Annotated in this window: 18 protein-coding genes and 1 tRNA gene; 3 read left to right on the top strand and 16 right to left on the bottom strand. The window is 65.9% G+C overall.

The window, feature by feature from the left end:
- Nucleotides 1-127 precede the first annotated feature (127 nt).
- The 5 genes from OG589_RS20440 to OG589_RS20420 form a co-directional block, all read right to left on the bottom strand.
- Nucleotides 128-547, bottom strand: a complete 420-nt coding sequence (locus OG589_RS20440) for a CBS domain-containing protein (RefSeq protein WP_405151317.1) — start codon at nt 545-547, stop codon at nt 128-130.
- Nucleotides 548-643: 96 nt separating this feature from the next.
- Nucleotides 644-826 (bottom strand): hypothetical protein, encoded by a 183-nt coding sequence (locus tag OG589_RS20435; protein WP_405151315.1) that lies wholly within the window; start codon nt 824-826, stop codon nt 644-646.
- Nucleotides 827-829: 3 nt separating this feature from the next.
- The gene (locus OG589_RS20430; RefSeq protein ID WP_405151313.1) at nt 830-1,513 is read right to left on the bottom strand and encodes a hypothetical protein; all 684 of its coding nucleotides are present in this window, start codon (nt 1,511-1,513) and stop codon (nt 830-832) included.
- Nucleotides 1,514-1,519: 6 nt separating this feature from the next.
- On the bottom strand, nt 1,520-2,350 hold the full coding sequence (locus OG589_RS20425; RefSeq protein WP_405151312.1) for a hypothetical protein: 831 nt from the start codon (nt 2,348-2,350) through the stop codon (nt 1,520-1,522).
- Between the two features lie 301 nt (nt 2,351-2,651).
- The gene (locus OG589_RS20420) at nt 2,652-3,122 is read right to left on the bottom strand and encodes a hypothetical protein (RefSeq protein ID WP_405151311.1); all 471 of its coding nucleotides are present in this window, start codon (nt 3,120-3,122) and stop codon (nt 2,652-2,654) included.
- 236 nt (nt 3,123-3,358) lie between these two features.
- Here OG589_RS20420 and OG589_RS20415 point away from each other — a divergent pair.
- Nucleotides 3,359-3,435 (top strand) — tRNA-Pro (locus OG589_RS20415).
- 598 nt (nt 3,436-4,033) lie between these two features.
- Here the strand turns inward: OG589_RS20415 and OG589_RS20410 are convergent.
- The 4 genes from OG589_RS20410 to OG589_RS20395 are packed head-to-tail and all read right to left on the bottom strand — an operon-like array spanning nt 4,034 to nt 12,396.
- Nucleotides 4,034-6,754, bottom strand: a complete 2,721-nt coding sequence (locus OG589_RS20410) for a pPIWI_RE module domain-containing protein (protein WP_405151310.1) — start codon at nt 6,752-6,754, stop codon at nt 4,034-4,036.
- Nucleotides 6,742-10,296 carry a hypothetical protein gene (locus tag OG589_RS20405; protein ID WP_405151308.1) on the bottom strand — a complete coding sequence of 1,185 codons (3,555 nt, stop codon included), beginning with the start codon at nt 10,294-10,296 and terminating at the stop codon, nt 6,742-6,744. The genes OG589_RS20410 and OG589_RS20405 overlap by 13 nt, the downstream gene beginning before the upstream one ends.
- Nucleotides 10,289-11,347 carry a hypothetical protein gene (locus tag OG589_RS20400; RefSeq protein ID WP_405151306.1) on the bottom strand — a complete coding sequence of 353 codons (1,059 nt, stop codon included), beginning with the start codon at nt 11,345-11,347 and terminating at the stop codon, nt 10,289-10,291. Before OG589_RS20400 ends, OG589_RS20405 begins: the two co-directional genes overlap by 8 nt.
- The gene (locus tag OG589_RS20395; RefSeq protein ID WP_405151305.1) at nt 11,344-12,396 is read right to left on the bottom strand and encodes a PD-(D/E)XK nuclease family protein; all 1,053 of its coding nucleotides are present in this window, start codon (nt 12,394-12,396) and stop codon (nt 11,344-11,346) included. Before OG589_RS20395 ends, OG589_RS20400 begins: the two co-directional genes overlap by 4 nt.
- A 633-nt stretch (nt 12,397-13,029) precedes the next feature.
- On the opposite strand from OG589_RS20395, the gene OG589_RS20390 reads away from it, so the two are divergent.
- Entirely contained in the window at nt 13,030-13,890 is an 861-nt protein-coding gene (locus OG589_RS20390) for a serine/threonine-protein kinase (protein WP_405151303.1), read from the top strand.
- A gap of 33 nt (nt 13,891-13,923) precedes the next feature.
- Here the strand turns inward: OG589_RS20390 and OG589_RS20385 are convergent, their stop codons facing one another.
- The 5 genes from OG589_RS20385 to OG589_RS20365 all read right to left on the bottom strand — a co-directional run bounded on the left by OG589_RS20385 (nt 13,924) and on the right by OG589_RS20365 (nt 23,194).
- Nucleotides 13,924-16,581, bottom strand: coding sequence for an ATP-binding protein (locus tag OG589_RS20385; protein ID WP_405151301.1), 2,658 nt, complete (start codon nt 16,579-16,581; stop codon nt 13,924-13,926).
- A gap of 1,123 nt (nt 16,582-17,704) precedes the next feature.
- A complete protein-coding gene (locus OG589_RS20380; protein WP_405151299.1) occupies nt 17,705-17,983 on the bottom strand; it encodes a helix-turn-helix domain-containing protein in 279 nt (92 codons plus the stop codon).
- Between the two features lie 389 nt (nt 17,984-18,372).
- Nucleotides 18,373-21,534 (bottom strand): ATP-binding protein, encoded by a 3,162-nt coding sequence (locus OG589_RS20375; protein WP_405151298.1) that lies wholly within the window; start codon nt 21,532-21,534, stop codon nt 18,373-18,375.
- A 2-nt stretch (nt 21,535-21,536) separates the two neighbouring features.
- Nucleotides 21,537-22,163 carry a hypothetical protein gene (locus tag OG589_RS20370; protein ID WP_405151296.1) on the bottom strand — a complete coding sequence of 209 codons (627 nt, stop codon included), beginning with the start codon at nt 22,161-22,163 and terminating at the stop codon, nt 21,537-21,539.
- Nucleotides 22,163-23,194, bottom strand: a complete 1,032-nt coding sequence (locus OG589_RS20365; RefSeq protein ID WP_405151294.1) for an endonuclease domain-containing protein — start codon at nt 23,192-23,194, stop codon at nt 22,163-22,165. Before OG589_RS20365 ends, OG589_RS20370 begins: the two co-directional genes overlap by 1 nt.
- A 534-nt stretch (nt 23,195-23,728) precedes the next feature.
- Between OG589_RS20365 and OG589_RS20360 the strand changes: the two genes are divergently transcribed.
- Nucleotides 23,729-24,016 carry a hypothetical protein gene (locus tag OG589_RS20360; protein ID WP_405151292.1) on the top strand — a complete coding sequence of 96 codons (288 nt, stop codon included), beginning with the start codon at nt 23,729-23,731 and terminating at the stop codon, nt 24,014-24,016.
- 60 nt (nt 24,017-24,076) lie between these two features.
- Here the strand turns inward: OG589_RS20360 and OG589_RS20355 are convergent, their stop codons facing one another.
- Both OG589_RS20355 and OG589_RS20350 read right to left on the bottom strand, forming a co-directional pair.
- Nucleotides 24,077-24,415 (bottom strand): nuclear transport factor 2 family protein, encoded by a 339-nt coding sequence (locus OG589_RS20355; protein ID WP_405152083.1) that lies wholly within the window; start codon nt 24,413-24,415, stop codon nt 24,077-24,079.
- Nucleotides 24,416-24,506: 91 nt separating this feature from the next.
- Nucleotides 24,507-24,695, bottom strand: a complete 189-nt coding sequence (locus OG589_RS20350) for a hypothetical protein (RefSeq protein WP_405151291.1) — start codon at nt 24,693-24,695, stop codon at nt 24,507-24,509.
- Nucleotides 24,696-24,752: the final 57 nt, after the last annotated feature.

Raw genomic sequence — 24,752 nt, 5'->3', positions numbered from 1 at the left:
CGCCGCCCCGGTGGGACGGCGCCCTTCCTCTCAGACCGTGCGACCCGAGGCCCGGTTGGGTCGGCACGGCGTTCTCGGTGCGTCGCGCCCTGACTGCCCCGTGGGGCGGCTCCGGCGCGTCGCAGGCTCAGCCGTTCGGGGGAGCGCCGCTGATCTCGGAGAGCGGCGACGAGGGCTCACGCTCCAGCGCCATGTCCCCGAGGGAGACGATGCCGACGGGACGGCCGTGGTCCACGACCGGGACCCGCCGGACGGCCTTCTCGCGCATCAGCCGGATGACCTCGTCGGCGTTCTGGTCGGGCCGTACGGTGACCAGCTCGGAGCTGCACAGCGCGCCCAGGGGGGTCGATTCGGCGTCCCGGGCCTCGGCGACGGCGCGTACGACGATGTCGCGATCGGTGACGACCCCGCACAGCCGGTCGTCCTTGGTCACGAGCACGTCCCCGATGGCCTGGTCCCGCATGAGGCGAGCGGCCTTGGAGACCGACGCGTCGGCGGGCAGGCAGATCGGCCGGTGCGTCATGACGTCCCGTACCTTCTGGTTCATCCTGGACACCCCATCTCTGCTTGCTCTCTGTGGGCCGGCGACCGGTTGTCCGTGGGCCGGCGGCTTGCTCTCTGGGTCAGCGGCTTGCTCTCTGGGTCAGCGGCGGGCACGCCCGCGCCAGGTGCCGCCGACGGTCGAGGTGCCGATGCCGGCCTGGTGAAGGGCCAGCAGGCACAGCCCGAGCGCGATCAGCGCCGTGGTGGAGATGCCGATGCTGGTGCCGATGAGGCTGAAGAGGAAGGCGATACCGAAGACGATCGCCGCGACGATGGCAAGCATCGATTACCTCGCTTCTCGTGAAGCCGGGGAGCTTCCGTGCCCGGCGGTGGAGTAGGACGGTCCGACGAGCTCTTCGAGCAGGGAGCGGTAGTCGCGCAGTGCCAGCCGGAGCTGCTCGGTGTCACCCTGGTCGCTGTTCTTCCAGCGGTCGACGAGCCCCTGCCTGCGCGAGGTGAGGGCCGTGACGGCCTCCTCGACGAGCTGGTCGGCCCGCTCGACGGCGTCCCTGGGGTCGTCGACGAAGCCGGCCTGGACCTCGCGCCAGCGCTGCTGGAAGTCGATGGATCCAGTACCCGCGCCCGCCGTGCCGTGCACGTCGTTGTCGTTGACGCCTTCGCTCGCCGCGAGGACGGGCTCCGGCTCCAGGTCGGGTACGCCGGCCGTCAGGCTGTCGTCTTCGTCGGACCGGGTCGGGTAGTCGGCCTCATCCGGATACACGATCAGATCGGCCTGCTCGTCCTGCTTCACCCGCGGGCCGTCGCTCTCATCCTCGCCTAGCCCCGGAAGATCGTTCCGATCGGGGAGGTCGTTCGGTCCGGTGAGGTCATTCCGGTCACGGAGGTCATTCCGGTCGTCGAGGTCGTTCGGGTCCGTACGGTCGTCCGCCGTGCCGGCGGGGTCCAGAACCTGGCCGGTCTCCGGGTCGCGGAGCGGTTCGTCCGTGGTGTCTCGGCGATAGGATTCCATCGCTGGTCAGCCTCCCTGGGTGTTGCGGTGAGCGGTACGGTCCTCGGCCAGTCGCCTGTCGTCCACGGAGCCCCGCTGATCGGGACTCACGGCCGCCCTGTGATCGGATGCCACGGCTTCACGGCCGTCAGGGTCCACGGTTCCCCGGTCGGGGGCGACCGCCGCCCGCTGGTCCGGGTCCAGAGCCGCACGGCGGTCAGGGTCCACAGTCGCGGTGTGGCCGGAGTCCAGAGCCTCGCGGCCGTCGCGGTCCACGATCCCGTTGTGGCCGGGGTCCACGGTCTCCCGCTCGGCGTGGTTCGAGGCGACGGTGTCCTCCAGAAGCTCCTCGAACAGGGCGCGGTAGTGCACCATGGCCTGCCGCAGCTCCTCGGTCGACGCCTCCTGCCTGGCCGCGCGGCTGCTGATCTCGTGGGCCTTGCGGTAGTGGTCGAGGGTCGGGCCGTGGGCCACCGACAGGTCGGACACCTGCTGCTCGAATCCCTCGGTGGGGTAGCCGCGGTCGGCCATGACGGCGGTCACGAGGTGGTCCGCCTCGGTGACGGCGAAGCCGGGAGCGTCGACGAACCGCTCCTGCACCTCGGTCCACTTCTTCGAATAGGTCGATCGGGTCTCGGGGGCAAGCGGCCTGATGTTCAGCTTCGCGTGACGCTGCTCCCTTTCGAGCAGTTCCTGCTCCGCCTCGCGGCGGTTGTCGCGTTCGCTCAGCGTCCGCTCGTACTCGGGGCCGAAGCGCTCTTGGAGCCGGCGCCTGCGCTGTTGCTGCGTCACGAGGTAGCCGACGGCCAAGATCGCCACCACCGCGGCTACAACGACGGCCACCCAGGTGATGGTCATGTCTGCCTCCGGTTATGTGTGCCTTTGTAACCCCCCGACTGCCCGAGATGGAGACCGCAAAACAGAGTCAACGCATGCGTTTGGTCAAGCAACACCCCCCGAAACCACCACGGCCACCCGCCAGGCACCCCTCCGAACCCACCACCCCCCGAACCCGCCACGGCCGCCCGCCTGGCACCCCCGAACCCACCACCCCGCCGTCCACCCGGCACCCCCCGAGGACGAGTCCACGCTGTGCTCGCTCACGGCCCTGCCGAAAGGGTCCGACACCTCGTTCGTCACGACCCCGGACGGTACGCCGCTACCCCTCGTCCCCTTCCGCTCCTTCCACTCCTTTCGCAGGGACGTCTCGTCGCTGGGAGAGCCTCTCCAGCGCCTCGTCCAGGACGGACCGGATGTGGGAGTCGCCGGCGGCGGGCACCTCGTAGAAGCCCTCGTCCTGGCCGTAGGCGATGTCCAGGTCACCGTCGACCAGCCGCTGTGCCCAGCGCAGAGCCGTGTTGATCTTTGTCTGCGGCACGTCACCGCCCTGGGCGATTGCGGAGAGGTTCCGGAGGTTGGTCGCGGGCCCGGTCTGGTTGTGGACGCGGTTCAGCTTCCATGGGATGGCCTTGCTGTGGTCGAGCATCGGCTTGGCCAGGCCCGCGTTCCGCTTGGCCTGCAGGACCCCCGACTCGGTCACCCCGAAGTGCTCGGCCAGCTCCGCGTTGGACCGTCCCGCGGCGACGAGCCGCCGCAGCTCTTCCCGGTCGATATGAGCCTTCCGCCCCATGAGCCCATCCCACTCTCGATCGCCCCACCAGTGACACAGCCCTATGTTCCCGGCCCCCTGATCATCCGTCATCCCATGGCGTAGTCCCGTGAGATCGCATGGCGTACCCCCTGAGGCACCCATTCCCCGGCCCGGTCGGCACTCTCGTACGGCGAACCAGCCACCACGGCCGGGGGAGGCGTACGCACGACCCCTCGATCTGCGCTAAGGTTGTTCTCGCTCGCCTAGGTGAGCAACGGGACGTAGCGCAGCTTGGTAGCGCACTTGACTGGGGGTCAAGGGGTCGCAGGTTCAAATCCTGTCGTCCCGACCAGGTTTTAGCTGGTCGGCAAGGGTTTCGGAGTTTCTCCGGAGCCCTTTTTCCGATCTTCGGGAGCCAACTGGAGTCAAGTGCGCTCAGGGTGTTACGCAGGTGGCAGGCTCCTCGCTCGACTTCGTCGGCTCTCCCCGGCCCCTTGGCCTGTGACCGGTGGCAAGCATCGACGGCGCTGGTTGTTCGCGGTTCACTCCGTCCTTCAGAGACCTAACGGGTATATGGACAGCTAGGTGCGGTGTCGGTCCTTGAGGGTGCCACGTTCGGCTGGCGTGGGCAGGATCACGTCGGCGCCGCCCTCGTAGGGTGGTACAGCCAGCGGGGCCGAGGAGCACGTTGCTGATCTCGTCGTCTGCGACCGCTCGAAGTACGGTGTCGAGGATGCCGGGCCTCCACGGTCGTGTCTCGGCGGCGTAGAACTGCGTGTAGGTGCGGAATTCGGGATCCTCGTCGGGCTCTTCGATGAGGATCTGCCAATGCTGTGCTGCCGGCACGACCTCTGATCGTCTTGGCGCCGCTGGGGGGTGAGTGCTGGAGTGTTCGTCCATTCGGTCGTAATTTACGGCCTGGACAAGGTGGGGTAGTGGTGCCGCGCTACCTACACGGAGTTGTGATCGGCCGCCGGAGCCGCGGACGGGGCGAGCGGCAGGACATACTCCTCGGCCAGCTTCGCCAGGTGCAGCGGGAGCGGCCGGGAGAGGGGGTAGTACTCGTCGTGGAAACGCAACTGGTGGACGGCCGCCGCGACCACGGCGGGCCGGTCCGGAGTCGTGTCAGTGCGCCCAGCGGCCGCTAGAGCTGCCTCGGACAGGCAGCACAGCACGGTGAGTTCCAGCGCTTGAGGGTTCCAGGCCGTGGCCGCCGGGCCGTGTGGCCACTTATCATCGGAAACCAACTTGCGGAGATCTCGCCGTACAGTGCCCGCAGTCGGCGGCTTGCCGACGGTGCTGACGAACACCCGGTGGTCCGGGCCTGCGTCCTGTGCCGCCCACAGACCTGCGGAGAACCCCGGCGTCTCCTCCTTGGTCTCACCGGGTGCGTACCACTGGGACGTCTCACCACGGTTGTTGGCGTCCCGGAGCAGCACCATCCGCAGGTCCGTCCCGTAGAGCGCGAGCCGGGTGGGCGGCTCCCCCTGGAAAGTGACCATGTCCCTGGCCAGCTGCCCGTTGTTCAGACCGGGCCAAGCCTCACGTAGGTTCCCGCTGTTCACCAGGAGTAGGGTTGGTCGGTTGCGCACCTGGTAGAGCAATGACCTGATCTGGCGCTCGACCTCGTCGCGTCGCGCATCTGTGGTCGCAGTGGCCCGACCTGATCGGGTATGTGCTGCGGCGCCGCCGGTGGCGAGGGTGAGCAGCAGTTGGGCGTAAGGCACCCACTCTTTACGGGCGTCGTCCCAGCCGCGCACGGGGTGCGTCAGATCGTGTGGGCGTATAAGGAGGGCGACCAACTGCTGTCCGGCCTGGCGGGTCGGCCCGTTAGCCTGCCGCCGGACGTGCCAGAGTGCGAGGTACTGAAGGTCGTCCGCCAACTCCTCGTCCAGCTGCTGATCGGGTGGCACTACAGCGCCGAGCTGGCGCATGCCGTCAGCTAGCGCGGAGCGGGCGCGCAAGGAGACGGGCCCCTCGGCGTCTTCCGGTACGACGATGAACTGGCTGACCCGGCCTGCTGCGGCGCAACCGTGCCGCAGTGCGCTTTTAGGATCGGAGTCCTGCGCCAAGAACCGCTCGGGGCCCAGCGTCTCCACGATCGCCAGCGCCACCGGTGCCGTTCGGGGACTGAGCTGGGAGGCCAGTTGTGTGGCGCGTTTCTGCACGGCTTCGGCCAGTGCCTGGGCTCGTGACCGACCGGATCCCCTGTCGATCTCCAGCGGTGCGCCCAGAACCTCGAGTGGCCGAGCCCGGAGCGCGACGCGCAGGTCACCGACCCGCCACTCGTGGTCGCCATCCACTCTGGCGAGAACAGGTGGGAGGCCCAGCCACTCACGGAGTGCTGCTACCACCTCGTCCCGAGTCTCTTCGGTCTGCCAGAGCACGTCCACCAGAAGCGGCTGTCCATCGAGTGCGGCTCGCACTGCGTCGCGTCGAGCCTGCACGCGCTGCCGGGAGCGCGTCTCCTGCTTCTCTGAATCCTTCGTCTGTGCAGTGGGTAGCAGGGCAGGCTTGGACTTCCGGTGCGCGCGTTCGAGGTTGGACACCCGGCGTAAGAGAGGTCGAAGGCCATCTTCGACCCAGCGGTCAAGCAGTGATCGTTCGAGCGGCATGAGTCCGGTACCGACACCGTGCGGGCCCATCGCGGTGCTGTGCAGGATGCCCGCCGCAACCCCGTCCCGGCCCTCAAGCCAGTCGACCGATTCGGCGATCAGCTCGGCTGGCTCGGGGTAGACGCGCAGCACATCCAGGTTGGGCAGAAGGTCGACGAGGCTCTGCCGGCTCCAAGCGAGCATGCCGAGACGGCGGTCGAAGGCCAAGGAATTGGCGGTGAGCCGTCGGCGCGAACCGTTGGCGCCTGGCCACGGTAGCGGCGTATCGAGCAGAACGGTTGCGCCGCGGCCCTCCGGCAACTGGACAGGCGACCGAGTGGCCCAGCGGCGGATCCCGTACGAGACGTGCACTCGAATCCGTGCGGCGAATGGCACTGTCTGGACGGTGACGGTCACCACTCCCGAGTAGTACCAAGTGCGCTTTCCCTGGGTGTACATCCGCGGTGGCCAGCTGACAAGCTCGACCCCTTGGCCGCGGGTGACCAAGCGGAAAGAGAGGTCGACGCCGTTGAGATGGAGGGGGCGGGCGGCGAGCATGGCGCCGATCCGCTCGGGCAGCAGATGGTAGAGCCTACGGTCGGGCTGGGCTGTGCCACCCGGCGAGAGCTCCGCTGCAGTGAGGTCTACAGACTCACGCCGCCACTGCGGGGTGCACTGATCGATCAGCGCCAGCGCCCGGTCCAGGGCATCTCGGTGATCGGCCACACGCTCAGCGTCGGATTCGGTACTGGGCGGCAGAGTCATCACCCAGGAGGCCAGCAGTGGGGCGACCAACTCGGCGGGCATCTCCTCGGACGCGTAGAACCAGGGCACCTCGGCACTGCCGCCGACTCCGCGGCCGGTGGCCACCAGCCCCGGGGCGGTGGCCCGCAGCAGGTCGTTGAGCTTGCTGATCGGCAAGCCCATCGGTTGTTCCCGGCGGCGCCACCGTCGGCGGTAAAGGTCCATGAATCCGGCTCGCAACTCCTCGGGGAAGCTGATGACCCGGTACTGCTCAGTCCAAGGCATGGCCTCCGGGTCCGGTTCATATGCGGTCATACTGATCAGGTGGTACATGCGGTGCTCCTCTCATCGATGGACTGTGTGAGGCAGCGGTCGAGTGCTGTCCACATCGGCCGGTAGAGCGCCTGAACGATGTGGCGGTCGGCCGCAGCCTTGGAGGTGCCCGGGGTGAAGTAGGGCTCCAGTACGGCATGGATGCTGTGCAGGAGGCTGGTCTGCGGCGTGTCCAGCTGGCCGACGGCCAGGTTAGGCGCGAACGCGGCGTCGACGAAGGCGACTCGGGTGGGCACGGCACCGCGCACGGAGCGGCCTATCACCTGCCAGATCAGCACGAGCAGGTCCCAGGTGACCTGTTCCCGATCATCACCCAGCCGGCTCCACGCCATGCTCCTGGCAAGTACTTGGTACCACTGGGAACGGGCCAGGTCTCTGACTTTGCGGGCACCAAGGCCCAAGGTGGGTTCACCCTGGACCCACCTGTCGAACTCCCCGCCGTCGATGGCCCGTACGATCCAGTCGTTGATCGCGTGCACGGCGAGGCCGAGGTCATCGGGACGTGGGTTGGGCCGGGCGAGGAAGTAGATCGACCCGATCGCGGCGTGTCGGCGATCGAGGTCGAGGATGTTATGTCCGCGCTCCACCGCCAATAGGGGGGCCACCAGGACGTCGGCACTGGTGGTGGACAGCGTCTCGACGTCGCCACGGCGCAGCACGGGCGCGTGACGCTCATCATCGTCCGACCAGATACCGGCGTCGGAGTCGTCGTCGGACACCAGCCGACGGACGCTGCCCTTCCAGCGCGTGTTGAGGGTGTGGAGGGTGTCCGCCACGACCTTGGCCTCCTCGTAACTGCCGACAAGCAGCAGGATGTGGCGGCGATTCTCTGGGAGGAGCCTCAACTCCTCCTGCAGACGGCTGATTCCAGCGTCGTCCTTGCCGAGGGCGATGGCCATCCGGCGCAGGATGTCCGCTCGCCGGTCGAGTGGCTCACCTGAGAGCCGCTGCGCCTCGTTAGGCTCATAACACGAGCAACCCGCGCGGCACTCACAGTCGTCGCGGACGAACTCGAAGCGAAACTCGCTCTGTTCGGCGATCCGGTCCAGTTCCTCCGGGGCTGGTTCGATGATCACGCCGATTGGCACTGAGATGTGGTAACGGCTGGAGCGCCCGGCCCAGCTGCTGCCCGACATCAGTAGGACATTGGTGCCGGGGCGGCCGTCTATCGTGGGGAGGTCGGGCATCGCCCTAAGCAGTTCCCGGCCGACTCCGCTGCACCGGAAGAAGCGCAGCTCTCCGCTGCGTATGCCGCCACGGTCCGGACCGTCCATCAGGAATTGGAAACCGATCACGTTACCCATGGGCGCTTCGGGCACCATCGGTCCATAGTCGAGTGGCCTGCGGTACATCTCGTTGAAGCCCAGGTTGAGTGCCTTGGCGACGCGTGGCCACATGGCGTTGATCAGGGCGAGTTTGGGCTCCAGTGCACTGAGCAGCAGGGTGAACTCGAAGTGGGCCATCAGCAGGTCAAGCCATTTGTCAGGACTTTCGGGCAGGCGGTCCTTCCTTCGGCGCTTGGTCGGCTTGTGTCTCGTCCGGTCCCGCCCTGCTGCCTGAGTTCGCTCGCCATTGGCGCAGGTACGCAGCTCCTGGTAGCGTCGCCGGCCCTCGTTAGTCTGCTCCAGCAGCGGGCCGAGGTCGAACAGGTCGTAGAGCACCTCCTCCAGCCGCCTCCGAGTACGCTCTCGGTAGTTGGTATGGAGGAGTTCGCCGAGCAGGCCGGTGAGCTTGAGGCCGTCCTCGGTGGGCTGCCGCCGGTCACCGAACGGGTTCTCTCGGAAGGCGTCGAGGATCTCGGTCAGTCGACGTCGCGCCTCCCGGTAGGGGTGGTCGGCGTCGGGTTCCGCTGCCTTGGTCGACGTGTCGTCGCGGTCTTCCGGCAGCGGGTACCGCTCCTCCAGCAAGCGGAGTTGGAGTGTCCACGCGCTGAAGTACCCGGTCCTGACCCAGCTGCGCAGGTCGACGTCGCGCACCAGCATGGCGACCAGTCGGTCGGCTGCGGTCTGCGTGGTGTTGACGGCGGCCGACCAGTTCTCCACCTCTCGGTCGGACAGCTGGATCCGGCCGGCGCCGGCCAGTTCGCGGATGCGGTGCTGGTTGACGTCGTCGAGGAAGGATCGGGTGTCGGGGCCGCCGCCGATCAGCGGAATGGCAGGCGCAAACATCCGGTCGAACTGCATCTGGACCCGGTCCGCCTCGTCGACGATCACCAGGTCACTGCGCCGACAGGCGAGTTCGAGGTAGCGGATGCGCTCGTGGTTCTGCGGGTGCGGCACCGCCGAGTCGACAAGGCTGGCCGACGTGGCGACCCAGATGGCCGCGCCGACCAGCTCGCGAGCGCCGTGGTGGCGGGGACAGCCGGACCAGAACGGACAGGCTACCCGGCGCCGCATCCACGGGTCGTCCGCGTAATCGCCGCGACGGCTGGGCGGATGCAGCCTGGCGCATGGCGCCTCGCCAAAACCTAGGAGGTCGTCGGTGAGTTGGTCGTCCGCGTGCCGCAGCGCGTTCAGGGCGCAGGACGTGCTCAGGTACGCGAACCCGGGGTCGTCGTGGATAAGCAGGTTGCGCTTGCCACGGCCGACCAATCGGCGATGCAGCCGCTCCGCGTGTTCCTGGCGGCCTGATGCACCGAGCACTGGAGCGGCCGACCCGGGAACGTACATGTTGTACAGCTGGACCAGCTTGAGCTGTTCGGCGACGTCTCCGACGACGATGGTTACCCGGAGCTCCCGACGGGCCAGGTGTACTGCCAGTATGTCCCGCAGGGTGCTCTTGCCAGCGCCGACGATGCCCAGCATGTGCTGGATCCGCGCCACCTCGAACCTGTCGTCGAATTGAAACTCATCGTCCTGGCGAGTAAAAAGATGGATTGCTTTCAGCCGACCGACCCAGTTTGCGGATTCTATCGAGTCCATGAATGCCGCAGTCTCCAGCAGTTCGTCCCGGTGGAAGGTCAGCGGCTCTCCTCTGTTCGCTGGCAGGGCCTCGAGGTCGTGGCTGACCGGCGGCGGCGTTACATGCTTGGGCAGCTGGACGGTGGTGAGGCGTCGGCCGATCGGGAAGGCGTGTCGGCCAGCCTCCGCGAACCTAAGGGGCCGTCCGGCGAACGCCGGTGCCTCGCGCAGCAGCCGCTCGTAGGTCTCCCAGCGGTCCGGCGCCACCGACAGCGATAGGCGCCGGCTGGCCGGCCGGTCCGGGTCCGCAACCTCGTAACCTCGCAGCTGGCGGTCAAGCCGCTGGTACTCCTGGAGTGCCTCGGTCCAGGCCAGTCGACGGCCCCAGGTCCACAGCGTGTGCCGGGCCGTGCGGAGGGTCTGCTGCTCAACCAAGTCGACGGCTCCCCGGGCCCGCGCGAACGGGTATCCACTGAACAACGTCCAGGCGTCCGCCGCCGGCGCGCCGGCGGAGAACCTCTCCTGTAGGAGGAGCCCGAACTCGATCTCGCACAATGAGACCAGCCGAGCGGTCTTCAGCTGCGGGGCGGCGTCCGAAAGGCGGTCGATCACTTCGCCTAGGGACTGGACGGTGCTACGCATTGTTTCTCCTCATTCGATTGGTCGGCTGCGGTGCAGTGAACTCGCTCGCGGACAGCAGGCGCACCCGTGCATCGACCGGCAGTGCGCGGTCGAAACCCTGTCGGTACCAGGGGTGCACCGCCAGGTCGTCCGGCACCACGACATCCAGCGGTTCGCCGAGTTGGGCAGCGATCTTCGCCGTCTGCAGGGCGGCTGGCGCCGGTTGTTCTCGATCGTGGACCTGAAAAGCGCGGAGCGTTCTATCCCGATCGGTGACGTAGTGGACGCCCAAGCCAAGCGGGAGCAGCCGGGGTTGCTCCGCGAGCCGCTTGCGAACGGTCAGTTCGGTGCGGCCGGGGAGCGCTAGGAATAGCCGCAACGCGAGTGGCAAGGCCAGAGCTTGTCGGGGCTGATGGGATGTTTCGAGCTTGCCGTCACCCTGTGGGCAACCCCCCTCGCACCAGAGACCATCCGCCATGGACTTGGCGAGCAGTCCGCAGTCGGTACAGCGGTGCACCAGCCCATCGGCTGAGAAACAGTCGGGTACGGAACCGTAGAGTTGCTTTACCAACCTCCAGGTCAGGGCCACAGCTGGCTGGAGCATCTCCACTGGGTCGAAGCGGAGGATGACCGCCCGGCGGATCAGGAAGTCGCGGCACGCTGCGAAGCGTTCCGCAGTGCCGCAGGCGGCGGCCAGTTCGGACAACAGGGTCTCGGCCTTCTGTTCCAAGCCGCCGTGCGGCCCCAGGGAGGCCAATTCGGCACAGGTCCGGGTCGGCTCACCCGCCGCCGGGTGGATCAGGCGGGCGTTGGAGGTCAGAAAACCGCTGGGCAGTGCCAACGGCCATTCCGTCGGCCTGCGCTCCCGGCACCACCGCAACAACTCGGGCACTCCAGCAGGCATTGGCAGGCTCTGGATCAGTCCTGCCAACACCATGCGATCCAAGGCCAGCTGGAGGCTAGGCGGGTAGGGCAGCTGGAATGCCGACGACCGGGCTATTGAGGTCAATTCGATCACGCCGCAGGCGACCGCGACCAGTAGGTCGATGTCCGTCTGTTCGTGCTTAGTCATCGGCCCGCGTCCGGTCCTGCCGACTGCATCTGCCGCGCCGAGCACCACCTGGCCATCTCGCAGGTCGCACAGTCGCGGCCGGGAACGGCCTCGAAAAGGGTCTCGGAGTGCCAGCCCGACACCTGCTCGCGCAACACCGCCTCGGCGGTCGTCTGGATCGTGAGGGCGAACGGGTCGAGGGTGCGCAGGTCGACGCCGTTGGGGCGCAGCACTTCAAGTTCGACCCGTCCTCTGGCCTGCGGGCCGGGCAGCACGCCACCGCCGATGATCCGGACGGCGAGAGCCAGTTGGGGGTAGGTGGTCATCACGTTGCGGCAGGAGCGGTCGCTGCCGGAGGTCTTGGTCTCTCGCCAAACCCAGGAGTTCCCATCCTGGTACAGCAAGTCAGGCTCCGCCAGGACGAGCAGGTCAGCTGCAGTGTCGTCGAACGCCAGCCGGGGTTCAGTCCGGATCTCCGCCTGCGGTCCGGCCGTGCGCAGCGGGCATACCTCGGCGTGGTGGCGCAGCAACTCGGCGCCCAGTTGCCGCTCCTCGCTGGGGAGTTGGTAGCCCTCGGGTACCCAGTCCGCTGGAATCTCGGGGCTGCACAGCGTGCGCGGCTGTCGGCCGTGTTGCGCGGCGAGGAAGGCATGGACGGCCCGCCCGCGCTCAACGGCTGCGCCTCGCTCCGCGATGTCGTCGACCGGGAGCCGCAGGCCGCGCAGATAACTACGGGCCGGACAACTCCGGTACCCCCTGCTGGTGGTCGAGGACCAGCTGCGACGGGGCCGGCTCCGATCAGCTATCCCGAGCAGCCCCGCGGCTCTTGGAAGCGCCGGGCAGACCGGCGCGACGGCGCACGAGACACAAGCAGTGCCGGGTCGGTATTCCCGACTGTCGAGCAGTGCGCGGACGGCGGGTGCTCCTTCGGCCCGGTACACGGCCAACGCCTCGTCCCGGGTTCCGCTGAAGACCAGATCTGTGCGGCCGTCTGACAGGGCGAACTGGACGACCCTGACCCGTTCGAGCCGGGGATCCGGGTTTCCCTCCGCCGCAATCAGAGCGGCCACTGCACGTTCCGCCGCACTGCGCGTACGGAGGCGGTTGACTGGCAGGCGAAGTTCGCGCAGTCGGCCGTCGCCCGACTCGAAGCAGCGGCCCCAAGCGGTGATTCGGTACTCCACGGTGTTCGAGCCGTCGCCGATCGGGCGGCGGTACCGGTAGACCCATGGGCTGGGGGCGGGGCGGAGAGCCGGGTCTGCCGGGAACGCCTCTCGGTACATTTGCACTGCGTGTTGGGTCCACTGCTCTAAGCCATCGTGCAGCGGACGCCGCCGAGCGGCGCGTGGTGCGCTCGGTTGTAGTTTTCCCAGTGGCCGTTCGAGTTCGTCGGCCGCGGTCATGAATGGGCCGTTGGGGAACGACTCGAGCGTCTCAGGTTTCCAGGCGGCCCGCTCGCGCGCCCGCAGTCCGCGAGCCTTGAGTGCGTCGGCCGCCGGACACCGGTACTGCTCCGGACCGAACATGCCGAGGCGTATGTCGACAACGGTGGGATTTCCGACGAGACCGTCGGGTGGCCAACTCCCTGTCATAATGTCCTCACTTCTCTGCACCCCGGGTATGGCCGAGCCGCCCGGGGATTTCCTTTTCCGTATGGAGCGGATGCGTTGCTTACTGGGACTCTCCTCAAAGACCGCTACCGAGTGCTGAAAAAGCTGGGCGAGGGCGGTGAGGCCGAAATCTTCGTCGCACGGGACGAACAGCTTCGGCGGAACGTAGCGGTTAAATTCCAACTTCCCCGGGCCTTCGAGTCCACGGAGACTTATGTGTACAACGGCAAACGGATCGAGCGGGAGCGCGAGCGACTCGCAGACCTCTTGGACGTTCGAGGAATCCCCCGGGTTCTCGACCAAGGCCATCTCGACGGAGGCCGTGGTCGCCAGTACCTCGTTATGGAGCTCGTCGCTGGCGTCACGGTCAAATCCTGGATCGCAGCGCACCAGCCAGTGCCGACCGCCCCGGCCGTAGCGGTTCTCGCACAGCTCTGCGAGACCCTTGCCGATCTCCATGCCAAGGGATACGTCCACTGCGACGTCACGCCGAACAACACGATGGTGCAGCCCAACGGTCGGGTTTGGCTACTGGATGTCGGCATTTCCGTCAGAGCTGGGGAGCTCAACGATTTTCCCAGCGGCAGCCCCGGCTATGCCGCACCGGAACAGTACGATCGGGCGGCGGTGCTGACTCCACAGGTCGATGTCTTCGCCCTCGGCGTGATGCTTTTCGCGATGATTGTCTCAGAGCTGCCGTACAGCGGCCTGGGAGTCCCGCTTGACGGCATTGCCGCGGCCTTTCCGAAGGACTTCCGGGCTCAGATGACCGACGAGCTGCGAGACCTGGGGCTTGCCATGGTCTCGGTCGACCCGCGCGAACGGCCGAATGGCATGGGCAAGGTGTTGCGCCTCCTGCAGCCAATGCTGCCGGCACCTGGCTCCCCAGCCGCGCCAAAGGCCACTCGCCCCGATCCGACGGCCTACTACCGCCTCGGGTCGTCAGCGCCGTGATTCGCTCGCGGGAGACACACCACCGGTTCGCCGTCACGGTAGGCGCCGTAACCGCTCTACGGCTGCGTCGGTGTCGATCTCACCGTGTTCACGCAACAGGAACTGAGCTCGTTCGATCATCTCCTCCGCCTTACGGGGGCGGCCAGCACCGCGGTGCGCGTCCGCGAGCCAGACCAGCGTTCTGGCTTCCCTGCTCCAGTAAGTCAGCGACTGGTACAGATTGCGAGCACGCTCGAAGTTCGCGACGGCGGCCTCGTGCTCTCTCAGAGCCACTTGGATCCGACCTAGGCTGAACAGCGCATGCGCCCAACCGTTGAAATCGTCTGTGCCTTCCAACAAGCTCAGTGACTGGCGGCAGTACTTCAAGCTCTCATCGTATTGGCCCAGGTCATATCGGACGCTTGCGATTCCGTTCAGTGCGGCTCCTTGGTTGAGGAGGTCGCCGAGCTCCGCGAACGCGGATAGAGCAACAGTGAAGTGCTCCAGTGCCTCGCTCGGTACACCGCTCTCACGGAGCACGACGCCAAGGATGTGGCGGCCCATGGCGGCGCCTGGGACGTCTCTGTTTTCCTCACTTACTCGTACGGCGCTGCGTAGTTCTCGCGTCGCCTGCGCAAGGTTTCCAAGACCACGATGGGTTCCGGCGCGCATTCGGTGAACCATGGCCACGTCTGCTGGCCGCGCCACTCTCTCAGCGGCTGCGAGGGCGCTGGTCAGGTACTCAAGAGCGTCCAGATTGCGACCGGAGCGCCACTGGAACGTCACGAGGGTCATTGACAGTAACCACGTGTAGCGGTCGAGTCCGCGCTTCATGGCCAGCCTGACCGCAGCCGTCAGTGTCGAGTACTCAGCCTCAAACCAGGACATCGCGTCCGCCGCGTGAGCCGGAGCGACGACCTTGACGCCCTGGGGCTCGCCGATCGGTAGTCGACGGCCTGGGTCCAACCTGCAGTCGCAGACCCAGGCGTTGTGCAGCAGGAAGTACAGCACCTGTTGTACTACCCGGGCCTGCTCGGCTTCGTCCTGCAAGTCCGCCAGTTCGGCAGCGTAGACGCGGACCAAGTCATGCAGGGCGTAACGTTCGAAAATTGGCTCGGTCACCAGGCTCATCCGCATCAGATCGTCGATCGCGTCGTTGGCGCCGACAGCGTCGTCCGGTGGGAGCGCTCGAAGCGCCGCCCAGCTGATCGTCGGCCCGGGGTGAAGCGCCAGTTGCCAGAAGAGCTTTGCCGCTGGCACTGACAGCAGCTTGTGGGAAGCCTCCAGTGACAAGCGCACGCTCAGGTTCTCTGAGCCCAGATCGAGGGAACGCAACCTGGTGCTTTCCTGCCGTAGTTCGCGGACCATGCGTGCAAGTGCCTGCGCTGGGCGCCGTGCGATTCGCGCAGCCATGATCCCCAGTGCCAGGGGTACGCCGGCGCAGTGTTCGACCAGGTCGTCGACGAACGGGACGACCGTGCGCATCTGGTCCTCACCCAGCCGGGTCCGCAGCAGTTCGGTGGCATCCTGCCGGTCCAGCGGAGCGAGATCGATGAGTTCAGCGCCTTCTCTGATTGCCAACCCGTGCATTTGGTGACGGCTGGTGACGACCGTTGCGCTGGCCCCTAACCCGGGCAGCAGCGGGCGAACATGGTTCTCGTCGCGTGCGTTGTCCAGGATCAACAGGACCGCGCGATCCGCGAGCGCGGTCCGGTAGGCGGAGACCATGCCGTCCATCGTTGGAGTTTTGGGTCGCGCTCCGAGGTCGTTCAGGAATCTGGCGAGGATGGGGCCGTGCCGTTCTGGCTCCCCTGGGGAGAATCCGCCGAGGTCGGCGTAGAGGATTCCGTCGGGAAAATCCTGCTCGACGAGAGTCGCTGCCTGAATAGCGAGAAAGGTCTTCCCGACACCTGGCATGCCGACGAGCGCGGCGACTCGACTCCGGCCGGGCGTTCGGCCCAGGAGCGTTGCCGCGAGCCGGTCGAGTTCGGGCTGACGGCCGACCCGCTCGACGGGATGCAATGGAAGTTGACGGGGCTTCGGGCGGACCATTACGGGTGAGACGGCGGCTGTGGGACGGTCTGGATCCCCTGCCTCGTCGTTGAGCAGCAGGTGGACAGTGGTTCGCCCGAATCGGTGCTCCCAGGAAGCAAGCAACTGCTCGATCTGGTCTTGTCGGCCGAGGGCACGTAGAGCGTGAACCTTGAGTTCTAGCAACGTTCCGCTGTCCGGCCAGTGTTCCAGCGCCGAGTCGACCCGGGCGAGCGCAGGCAACGCCTTCTTACATTCCAGTTCGGCGAGGACGCAGGCGGCCGTGGCCTCGCGCAACTCCTCGGTGAGTTTGATTCGTTTCTGTTTGAATCCCTCGCCGGATAGGTCCTCCAGAGGCGTTCCACGCCACTCGCCGAGCGCCGATCGGAGCGCCTTGAGTCGCGCTGTTGCGTTCTCCGCGGCGTCTGCGGCGCGCCGGAATTCCTTAAAGCGGGCATAGTCGATGCATTGTGGATCGGCCCGGATCTGACAGAACCCACGTTCGTTACGCTGGGTGACCCCTGGCAGGGATTGTCGCAGGTGATGAAAGCATTGACGAATTCGGTTGGCGTTTGAATCCTCGCCCGGCCACAGGCAGCGTGTGACGCTAGCGTGTGACGCGCGGTGACCGGGTGCCAGCAACAGGACAGCGAGGAGTTCGAGAGCCTTCCCGGACTTCATCTCGACCGGTTGCCCCGCTTGAAGGGCAGCCACTGGCCCTAGTACGCGAAATTCCATAATTATCAGCCCCATTCCAGCGGCGGCGCGCCGCGATCGGCCGGCACTAGAAAGCATGCCACGGGGCTCCACGCACCCATTAACGTTCGGCTAACGCTTGTGGTTTGGCAGTTCCCTAACCCATCTGCCACGCTGTCGTCATCCCACCCCACTGTTCCGGCGGCTTGCCGGATGACCTGGGCACGTGCCTAAACATAGCTATGGGAACCCAAATACGGCTTTATGGCGCAAACCCGGACGCCGGGGGGCGCAACGCCCAAAATAGGAGAACCTATGAATTTCATGCAGTGCAAGCGTGTTCGGCGCGGCATCTGGCGCTCGACACCGAGCCGACGGGTCAAGGCAACAGTGCCTCCTCGGCGCCCCCGGCCCCGCCCGGCGTCTCAGCCACCTCGTAAGCCAGTCTCGATCGTGTGGCGCGGCGGATTCTAGAGGTCGGCCCGCTTCGCAGCTGAATGGATCTTTGAAGGCGAACCGTTTGCTGGAATCGAGTAAAGCCGCGTCGCTGTAGAGACCGGCCTGAATTGCACAGGGTCGGCGCGGAAGCAGGTCGAAGAACGCCTATCGGGAGGTGGGTCGGGGAAGCCCGGCCCACCTTAGGTGTTTCTGCCGTCGGTCGGGAACGGCTTGGTCGCCAACTTTGGTGGTGCTGAAGGGGCTCCTCCGCGTTGACCTCGGTGACGATCGCAGCCCGGCACTGCGAGGTGTGCTCTTCCTGCTGTCTCAGAATGTCGAGGTGGACGCCCTGCATACGCCAAGAGCCGCCTTCAAACTGTACGAGGCCTGTTTCACGCCTTTGAGCGGGGAGCCAATCTGGGGAGCCAACGCTTTCAAACTGGTTCCGACCGCTTCCGACCTGACCGGAAGTTTTCCCAGGTAGAAGGCTCCCCGTCCGACGCCCTCAGATCTTCCCAGACACCCAACTCGTGGCTGGGGGTCAAGGGGTCGCAGGTTCAAATCCTGTCGTCCCGACCAGTTCTTAGCTGGTCGCAGCAGGTCAGGGCCTTGTCTCACTTCGGTGAGACAGGGCCTTTCTGCTGCCCGTCTCACAATCACTCACATCCGCTTATCCGAGCAGGGCGTCCAGCCGATCGGCGGCGACCTTCAGGTGACCGGCGTCCAGGCCCTGGTCGGATAACGCCTTGCGAAGTTGGGTGATCAGCTCGACCGTCGTGGCGGCGATCGCGTTCTGTGAGGTCTTCGGCCGCTTGGAGCGAGGCTGGAACGCCGCCTCGCCCTCGGCGCGGTAGCGGGCGATCAGCTTGGACACCCAGCCCCTGGACACCCCGGAGGCGCGGGCGACCTCTGCCTGCGAGCGACCCTCGACGACAACCGCAGTGATCACAAGTTTGGCCTTCGACGCGGCCCGACTGTCGACCGCCGAGATTTCCTATGTCCTGAACCAGGATACTGTCGTCCCGACCGGGTAACACCAGGTCGGCAAGGGTGTCACGAGATCACGTGACACCCTTCCTCGTTGATGAGTGACTACGCGCCCGGACGCACACACCACCCGGCGGACAACCCCTTGGTTTTCCCCGGAAACGGTATGCCCTCAAGCTCACCGACATCGCCGCCCTGCTCCTCGAAGCCGACCCGTACGCCCATCCCTGCGGCACGCACCCGCAGGCCGGCATCGCCGTCACAAGAGCGCCCACACGAACGTCTCGGCGGCACGCACAATCCTCCCCGCGAGGTGACCAAGCTCCGGACGAGTACGGCTGACCTGCAAGGTCATCGGCTCGCTCGGGCGATGACCTCCTCGGTCGTCAGCGGCGCCCTGGGGTGATGGGTCAGACACAGAGGTGTACGCACCTTCGTGAACCTCGCGCCCTCAGGTGCGACGTAGAACTGGCCGCTGCGAAGCGAACCGATGTCATCGGCCCTGCCGCCTTTGACGCGGGCCATCGCCTTCGCGGCCTCGATCTGTACATCCGCATTGAGCAGGCCGTAGAACTGTGTCGCGGCGTTGCCCGGGATCCGGTTGTGCAGGCCCTTAGGTGCCTGGGTCGCGAACACCAGCCCGAGCCCGTATTTCCGGGCCTGGGAAGCCAACGCGAGTGTGCTCTGCGTGCACGCGGTCGTAGCGCCCGAGGGGGCGAAGGTCTGCGCTTCGTCCATGACGAAGAGCCCACCGAGGGGCAGGTCACCGGCGGGGTTCTTCTTGATCCAGGCGAACAGCGCCATCTGCAACTGGTTCACGAAGGACTGCCGCTCGGAGTCACTCTGTAGCCCCACGAAGCTGATGACCGAAACCCGGGCCCGCTTTCCTGCGGCCGGAGTGAGAAGTCGCCCTGGATCGACTGGCTCACCTTCTCCTCCGAACAGTGGATCGGTCACGACAGCAGCCCGGAGAACCTGGGCAAGCCCATCCGCGATCTTCGCCGCTCCGCTGATCTGACTGACGTCCTCGGGGAAGTCCGCGAGCAGATTGATCAGCCCGTCGAGGCCGCCATTCTTGTACTTTCCGAAGTGGACAACCGCCTCCATGAGCACCGCCCGAGCGACCTGGGACTTGCTGCTGCCGCCTTCCGCCTTCGCTCGTGGGGTGAGCGCCGCCATGGCGGCGTGAACGGCTTCGTTGAACTCGTCGACGTCGTCCCGGACGCTGGAGAAGTCGGGCAACGGCTGGAAGGCCAGCGGACGGCCCTTCTCCCTGCGTGGTGTCCAGACCACGACATCGGTGTCCGCGATGTAACGAGCCGCCCGGCCCCTATCACCCGGGCCCCAGGCGGAAGGCTCCTCCGGCCATGCGTCGCCGAGACGGGCGAGGTCATTGTTCGGGTCGAGCACGATCGAGGACACGCCCTGAAGGGCGCACTCTTCGATGATTCGCCTGATCAGAACGGTCTTCCCCGAGCCGGATCCCGCGAAGATCGCAATGTGCTTACGGAGCGCCTCCAACTCGACGGAGACCGGATGCCCGCCATCGTCTGAGCGCCCCACGGTCAGCGACGGCACCCCGACCGGCCGGCTTTCCGGAGAGTCGTCCGAGGTACCGGTCTCGTGAGTCGGCAGAGGCTTCGCCTGCGCGGGCGGCCCCTCAGGGGCTTTTGGGGCTCGAGGCTCCTGCGAAGCAGTTGGATCCGGCCAATCACTCAAGGCGTCCTTGAGGAGCTTGAGGTCGGCGGTGGGTTTCCTGCTGGCGATCCACTGGTCGAGGTGCGGGACGCTCTCCGCGAAGAGATCCCGCAGGGCGCACAGCACAGTGAGATCCTCTTCGTCGGCCGCGATCACCCGACCGCCCCTGGCGTGGAAGCCGGCAACTGCTTCCTGGGTGACCGGCCCGGAGTTCCACGGAATGTTCCGGATGATGATCAACCGACGCTTGGGACTCTCCTCCGCGAGACCGGCTTTGAGCGCCGCCTTTCGGAGCCGAGTCAACGCCGCGAGATGGTGCGTGGCGGCGATGCCGCGGAACGCCCAATGGATCTCATCTTCAGTCGCCTCGTTCAGGACTTGCTTGAGACCGGCGTGAAGAGAGGTCTTCCGGCCCATCGGCGGGTCGACCCGGTAGCGCGCGAACGTCCCGCGCTGCTCCACGATCCAGGCCCGGAGGCCCGCCGAAATCAGGCCAGGAAGAACCGTGTCCTCCAGTTCGGCATCCAGCGCTCCACTGACGTCGGCCGAATCGGCCAGCATCGCGAACTTGATGTCGATCGCCCGAAGCACTTCCTCCTCGGGATCATGCTTCATAAAACGATCGTCCACGTTTGAGGGCGTGTCGAGGCTGTCCAGCTCAGTGATCTCGCCGCCCTGGAGCAGACACTTCTGGATGTGCTTGTATAGACATTCCAGGACCTCACGCGGAGTGTAGAACGGAGCCCGCGCGAAGGCCTCCGGCTTGATCGGCCACGTTGGATATGGCCGGTCGAAGCCAATGTCCTTGAAGTGCTCCGCGAGTCGCACGGTGACGAGCTCCGCCCCAACCTCAGGAGTCGGAATGCGCCGAAGGAACGTGGCCTTCCGAAAGCGGTCCTTGAAACTTTTGACAGCCAGCTCCTCAAGAATCGTCCACGTCTCCGGCAGGCAGGAGAGAACCGTCAAGGTTCGGCTGGACACCTCACGGAGGTTGGTCAGCCCATGAGCGAACTGAAGAACCGCCGAGGTCGCCGGACTGTTGGAGCTGCCCTCGGCAAAGAGGCTGCTCTGCGCGATGAACGCGTCGAGTTGGTCGAAGGCCATGACGCTCGGGCCAGTCAACGCCAGCAGCCGCGAGATGTCACGGACGATCTCCTGTGGAGATTTGCGGACCTGCCGGAATCCCCACCCCAGCCGGTAGCTCTCTCCATCCTCGATTGAGCAGATGTAGGACTCGCCGATGTCCGCCAGGGCATCGTCATTAGCCCCTAGGAGCACAAGAGCCCGAGCGACGTCTTGTGCCTCTCTGCCAACCCGGCGATCGATTCTGCAGAGGGATTCGATGAACTGATCGAGATCTTCGCGGGTGACCATCTGGTTACCGATAATCGTCTGATGGGTCTTTCGCGGGAGCTGCATCAGGCCTGTCAGATTGCGAAGAAACCGCTTGAGCTGGGTCTCCTCATCTGTGCCCACCCGAGCCAGCCCGTCCTGGATGGACACGACGGCGCTTTCCCAGAAGTTGCGGGCGTCGAGAATGCCCATGAGGAAGAAGTAGCCATCGCGCTGGATGGCCTGCTCACGCAGCCAGCTCATCAGGTGCGTCTTTCCGCTTCCGGCGCCACCCTCAAGGACCACCCCGATCGGGCTGGTCACGGGAGAGTCGGCGGCGGCATCCAGTCCCGAGCGAAGAGCGTAGGAAGCCGCCGGGTGCATCTCGGGCACGTGGAACGGTACCGGCTGCCAGACATCCTCACTGGCGTTGACGGTCGAGAAGATCTTGAGACTATCCAGCGCATACCATTCGGTAACCATCGTCACGCTCCGACGCGGAACTGATGGTTGGGTGTGCTGCCAATGATGATCGCGGCAGCGTGGTCTTCGGGCCTCAGGTCACCCACGATCGCAACGGGCTCGATGTCCGCACGCCCTGCCAGCATCATGGTGCGCAGAACGTCGTCCTGGAGATCCCGATCGATGTCGGCCAGGAGGGCTCGCAGCTTGGTCATCGCGGCCCACCGCCCAGCACCGGGCGTGATCTTCGCATAGGCCTCGCGAATCCGGCCTTCCACTTCCTCCGGCGACACTGTCGTCACCGGTGTCTGAACGGGTTCCTCGACGATTGAGATCGCTGCTTTGGGCGCCAAGAGGGACCGCAGATACAGAAGAGCCAGCGCCTTGCCCGACCGGGAGGACACTGGGACTCCCTTGCGTACCTCCTCGATCGCGCGATCTTCACCAGCCGGTGTGATCGCGTACCACAGAGCGCGATTGGCTTTGGTTTCCGACTCGATCAACTTGGCGTCGATGAGACCCGCACGGTTCTTGGCATCGAGCTCCAAGCCCCATTCATCCTTCAGATTCCTGTGGGGCAACGTGGTTCCGAGCTCCCTTAGCACGAGCAGAGCTGCGACCTGCCGGTACGTGAGTCTTTCTTCGGACATCAGCCTGCTCCTTCGCTCATTCCGAGGCGTCGCGCCCGGAGAAATTCGTCGATGTGGCGCAAAACCCCCCGTAGGTCGCCCATCACCTGCTGGTTGGTGAATCGCAACACCGTGAACCCGTCACGTTCCAGGTGCCGGTCACGAATCTGGTCACGCTCCATTTGGGCGGACGTCGCGTGTTCCGGTCCGTCGAGTTCCACGACGCACTTCTCCCGGACCCATATCAGATCCGTGCGAATCATGACGAACAACGGGTCCTTAGACTGATACGTCTGATTCCAGGTCCGGCCTTGAGCCCAGTCGCATTCCGCCAGGGCCGCCTCCAGCGCCTGCTCCACCGTGCTCCCCGCGTGCGGCCTTCCGGCGATCGGCGGCACTCCCATCGTCGCGGTGAGCGGCGGTGCCGTCATCTCTTCGGCCAGTCTCCTGACCGCTGCGGGTACCTCCAGGTAGAGGGTTTCGACGCGGCGTAGTTCGGGGCCGACGAGCCAGATCCCCATGCCGCTCCGGTGCGCCAGCCATTCGCATCCGGAAACCAGGAGCGTCTCTCCATGGGAGGTCAGCTTCTCCGGCACATAGATGACCAGCGCCGCCGATTCGCGGCCGAACGTGGAGGCGATGACCCGGGCCAGACCAGCCGCCCGCGACTCCGTAGGGAACGATCGTCCCTTTGGACCGCGCCGCCCGGGAACCAATGGGCCGCGGTGCTGGATGGCCCGGGCGGCGAGGTCGGCCAGGAACGGTCCGAAATGACGGGTGCTTGATGCGAGGCGCATCGCGAGGATCCTCGCCGCCGCCATTCCGCCACCGCCGGGGCCGGAGAGCCCCTCCCCTCCGGGTAACCAGGCCGGGAAAAGCCCAATGGCCAGTATTTCCAGATCGCAGAGGATGGAGTCCACCACCTCTGAGACCGAATCACCTTCAGCTGCGGCGTAGGTGATGACGGCGGGGCCGGTCTCAGGTAAGGGATTCAATAACAATTCCATCACATTGGCGTCAATGTTGGAATCGACTCCGGCAAGGCGGAGCACCCTCCCGACCGGGAGATCGCCCCACGACAATGGCACACCGGCTCCCTCTGGACACTCCTCTGAAAACGTGACTTTGCGAAGGGTATAGGGCACGCGAGGTGACGAGTAGGAACTCCAAAGATGTCGTCCGTTTCGGAGGTTACAAAACCATCCAAACGGTCATGCTGCGATGGCGTATTCCGCCTCGTTGTCTGAGAGCACTTTGACGCCTGATCCAGCGGTCCGGATAGTGACCGGGGCTACCGTCCAGAGCACCCTCCGGATCCGGATCAGACAGGGCATCGATGATCCGGAGCGAGGTGAAGCCCGGATTCGTGGGGTTCGTCAGCGACAGCGGCAGCCGATCCGGTAGGCGCCGTACACGTCGGAAGGGAATCTGCAAAGTTTGCCTGGTACAGGTGTGTCCGTATGTTTTGTGGATGGGAGGCTTGGCGATGGACGACGAAATGCAGTTGATTTGGGCGTTGGCCTTCTGCGATGTTCAGTTCCCGGGACCGGGCGGCGGAGTGGATCAGCGCCCGCCGACTGACAGGGATGCTCACCGAGTACCCGCTCGACGTTCCGGTCTACGACTGGGCTGTTGACAGAGGGCATCTGGGTGACTATGAGCTGAAGCGCGATCGAGCGGATGAAGCACACTGGTTCCGACAAGGCGGGGTAGACGTTCCGGATCGTTGCGCGGGCCGGAGCATCGCCGCTGTCGAAGACCACGCTGGTGAAGTCCAGGTCGTGACCCTGCCAGGACACCGCGGCGTTCTCGCGCAGGTAGGCGGTGATCAGGCGGATGATGGTGTGCCGGACCTCGCGCAATCCGGCGAATAAGGCGCCAAGTCCTGACGTCGCTCGCAGCTCTGACGAAGGCGTCCAACGTGCAATCTCGGTTCACCCCGGTTCTGCGGCGGCTGCGGATTGCGAACCGGCCAGCAGATCGGGCAACTGGCTGGTCGCTGCAGCCATTGCCAGCATGTCCTGGTACGCGCGCCAGTGCGCGATCTGGCCGTCGCGGACCTTGAGTACGCCGATGAAGGGAGCCGAGGCGCGCTGCCCGGTGGCCGGATCGGTCCCGGACAGCTCGTATTCGGTGATGATCACGTCGGGGTCGGTGGTCTCATATACCACGACCTTCCCCACCTCCAGGCGTACCGGCAGGGCGGCCCGGCCGGCGCGGGCGAAGGCGAGGAACTGCTCACGCCCGACAAAGCGACGCGGCCTGCCGAGCAGGGCGTTTCCGCCTCGGTGATGATTTGACCCTTATGCCTGTTTTCCTACCGACGGGTCACGGCCCGCTCGCGCCCCTGACGCTCGGATGCGGTCATCCCCTGCGGACACGGTTGAGATGCGGGATGCCTTCCTCGTCGACGAACAGGCTCTCGTTGGTGGGATATCCGGCGTCGGCCTCGGCAGCGACTGTCTTGAGCCGGTCATGCGGCCGATCGCAGAACGTGGTGGCGTGGAAGGCCGGAGCCTGGTCGAAATCCGGCGCGAGCAACGGACGGCTCATGTCGTCGGCCGCTCCGCTGACTCGATGTTCGACCTACGCGCTTGTCGGGGGCATTGG

Source organism: Sphaerisporangium sp. NBC_01403, from assembly GCF_045040145.1.
Classification (GTDB): domain Bacteria; phylum Actinomycetota; class Actinomycetes; order Streptosporangiales; family Streptosporangiaceae; genus Sphaerisporangium; species Sphaerisporangium viridialbum.
This window is presented reverse-complemented; position numbering and strand designations above follow the sequence as displayed.

Bases quoted from the DNA above. Each gene is read 5' to 3' on its own strand.
- OG589_RS20440 (WP_405151317.1), bottom strand. From the start codon at position 547: ATGAACCAGAAGGTACGGGACGTCATGACGCACCGGCCGATCTGCCTG.
- OG589_RS20435 (WP_405151315.1), bottom strand. From the start codon at position 826: ATGCTTGCCATCGTCGCGGCGATCGTCTTCGGTATCGCCTTCCTCTTC.
- OG589_RS20430 (WP_405151313.1), bottom strand. From the start codon at position 1,513: ATGGAATCCTATCGCCGAGACACCACGGACGAACCGCTCCGCGACCCG.
- OG589_RS20425 (WP_405151312.1), bottom strand. From the start codon at position 2,350: ATGACCATCACCTGGGTGGCCGTCGTTGTAGCCGCGGTGGTGGCGATC.
- OG589_RS20420 (WP_405151311.1), bottom strand. From the start codon at position 3,122: ATGGGGCGGAAGGCTCATATCGACCGGGAAGAGCTGCGGCGGCTCGTC.
- OG589_RS20410 (WP_405151310.1), bottom strand. From the start codon at position 6,754: ATGTACCACCTGATCAGTATGACCGCATATGAACCGGACCCGGAGGCC.
- OG589_RS20405 (WP_405151308.1), bottom strand. From the start codon at position 10,296: ATGCGTAGCACCGTCCAGTCCCTAGGCGAAGTGATCGACCGCCTTTCG.
- OG589_RS20400 (WP_405151306.1), bottom strand. From the start codon at position 11,347: ATGACTAAGCACGAACAGACGGACATCGACCTACTGGTCGCGGTCGCC.
- OG589_RS20385 (WP_405151301.1), bottom strand. From the start codon at position 16,581: ATGAAGTCCGGGAAGGCTCTCGAACTCCTCGCTGTCCTGTTGCTGGCA.
- OG589_RS20375 (WP_405151298.1), bottom strand. From the start codon at position 21,534: ATGGTTACCGAATGGTATGCGCTGGATAGTCTCAAGATCTTCTCGACC.
- OG589_RS20370 (WP_405151296.1), bottom strand. From the start codon at position 22,163: ATGTCCGAAGAAAGACTCACGTACCGGCAGGTCGCAGCTCTGCTCGTG.
- OG589_RS20360 (WP_405151292.1), top strand. From the start codon at position 23,729: ATGCTCACCGAGTACCCGCTCGACGTTCCGGTCTACGACTGGGCTGTT.
- OG589_RS20350 (WP_405151291.1), bottom strand. From the start codon at position 24,695: ATGAGCCGTCCGTTGCTCGCGCCGGATTTCGACCAGGCTCCGGCCTTC.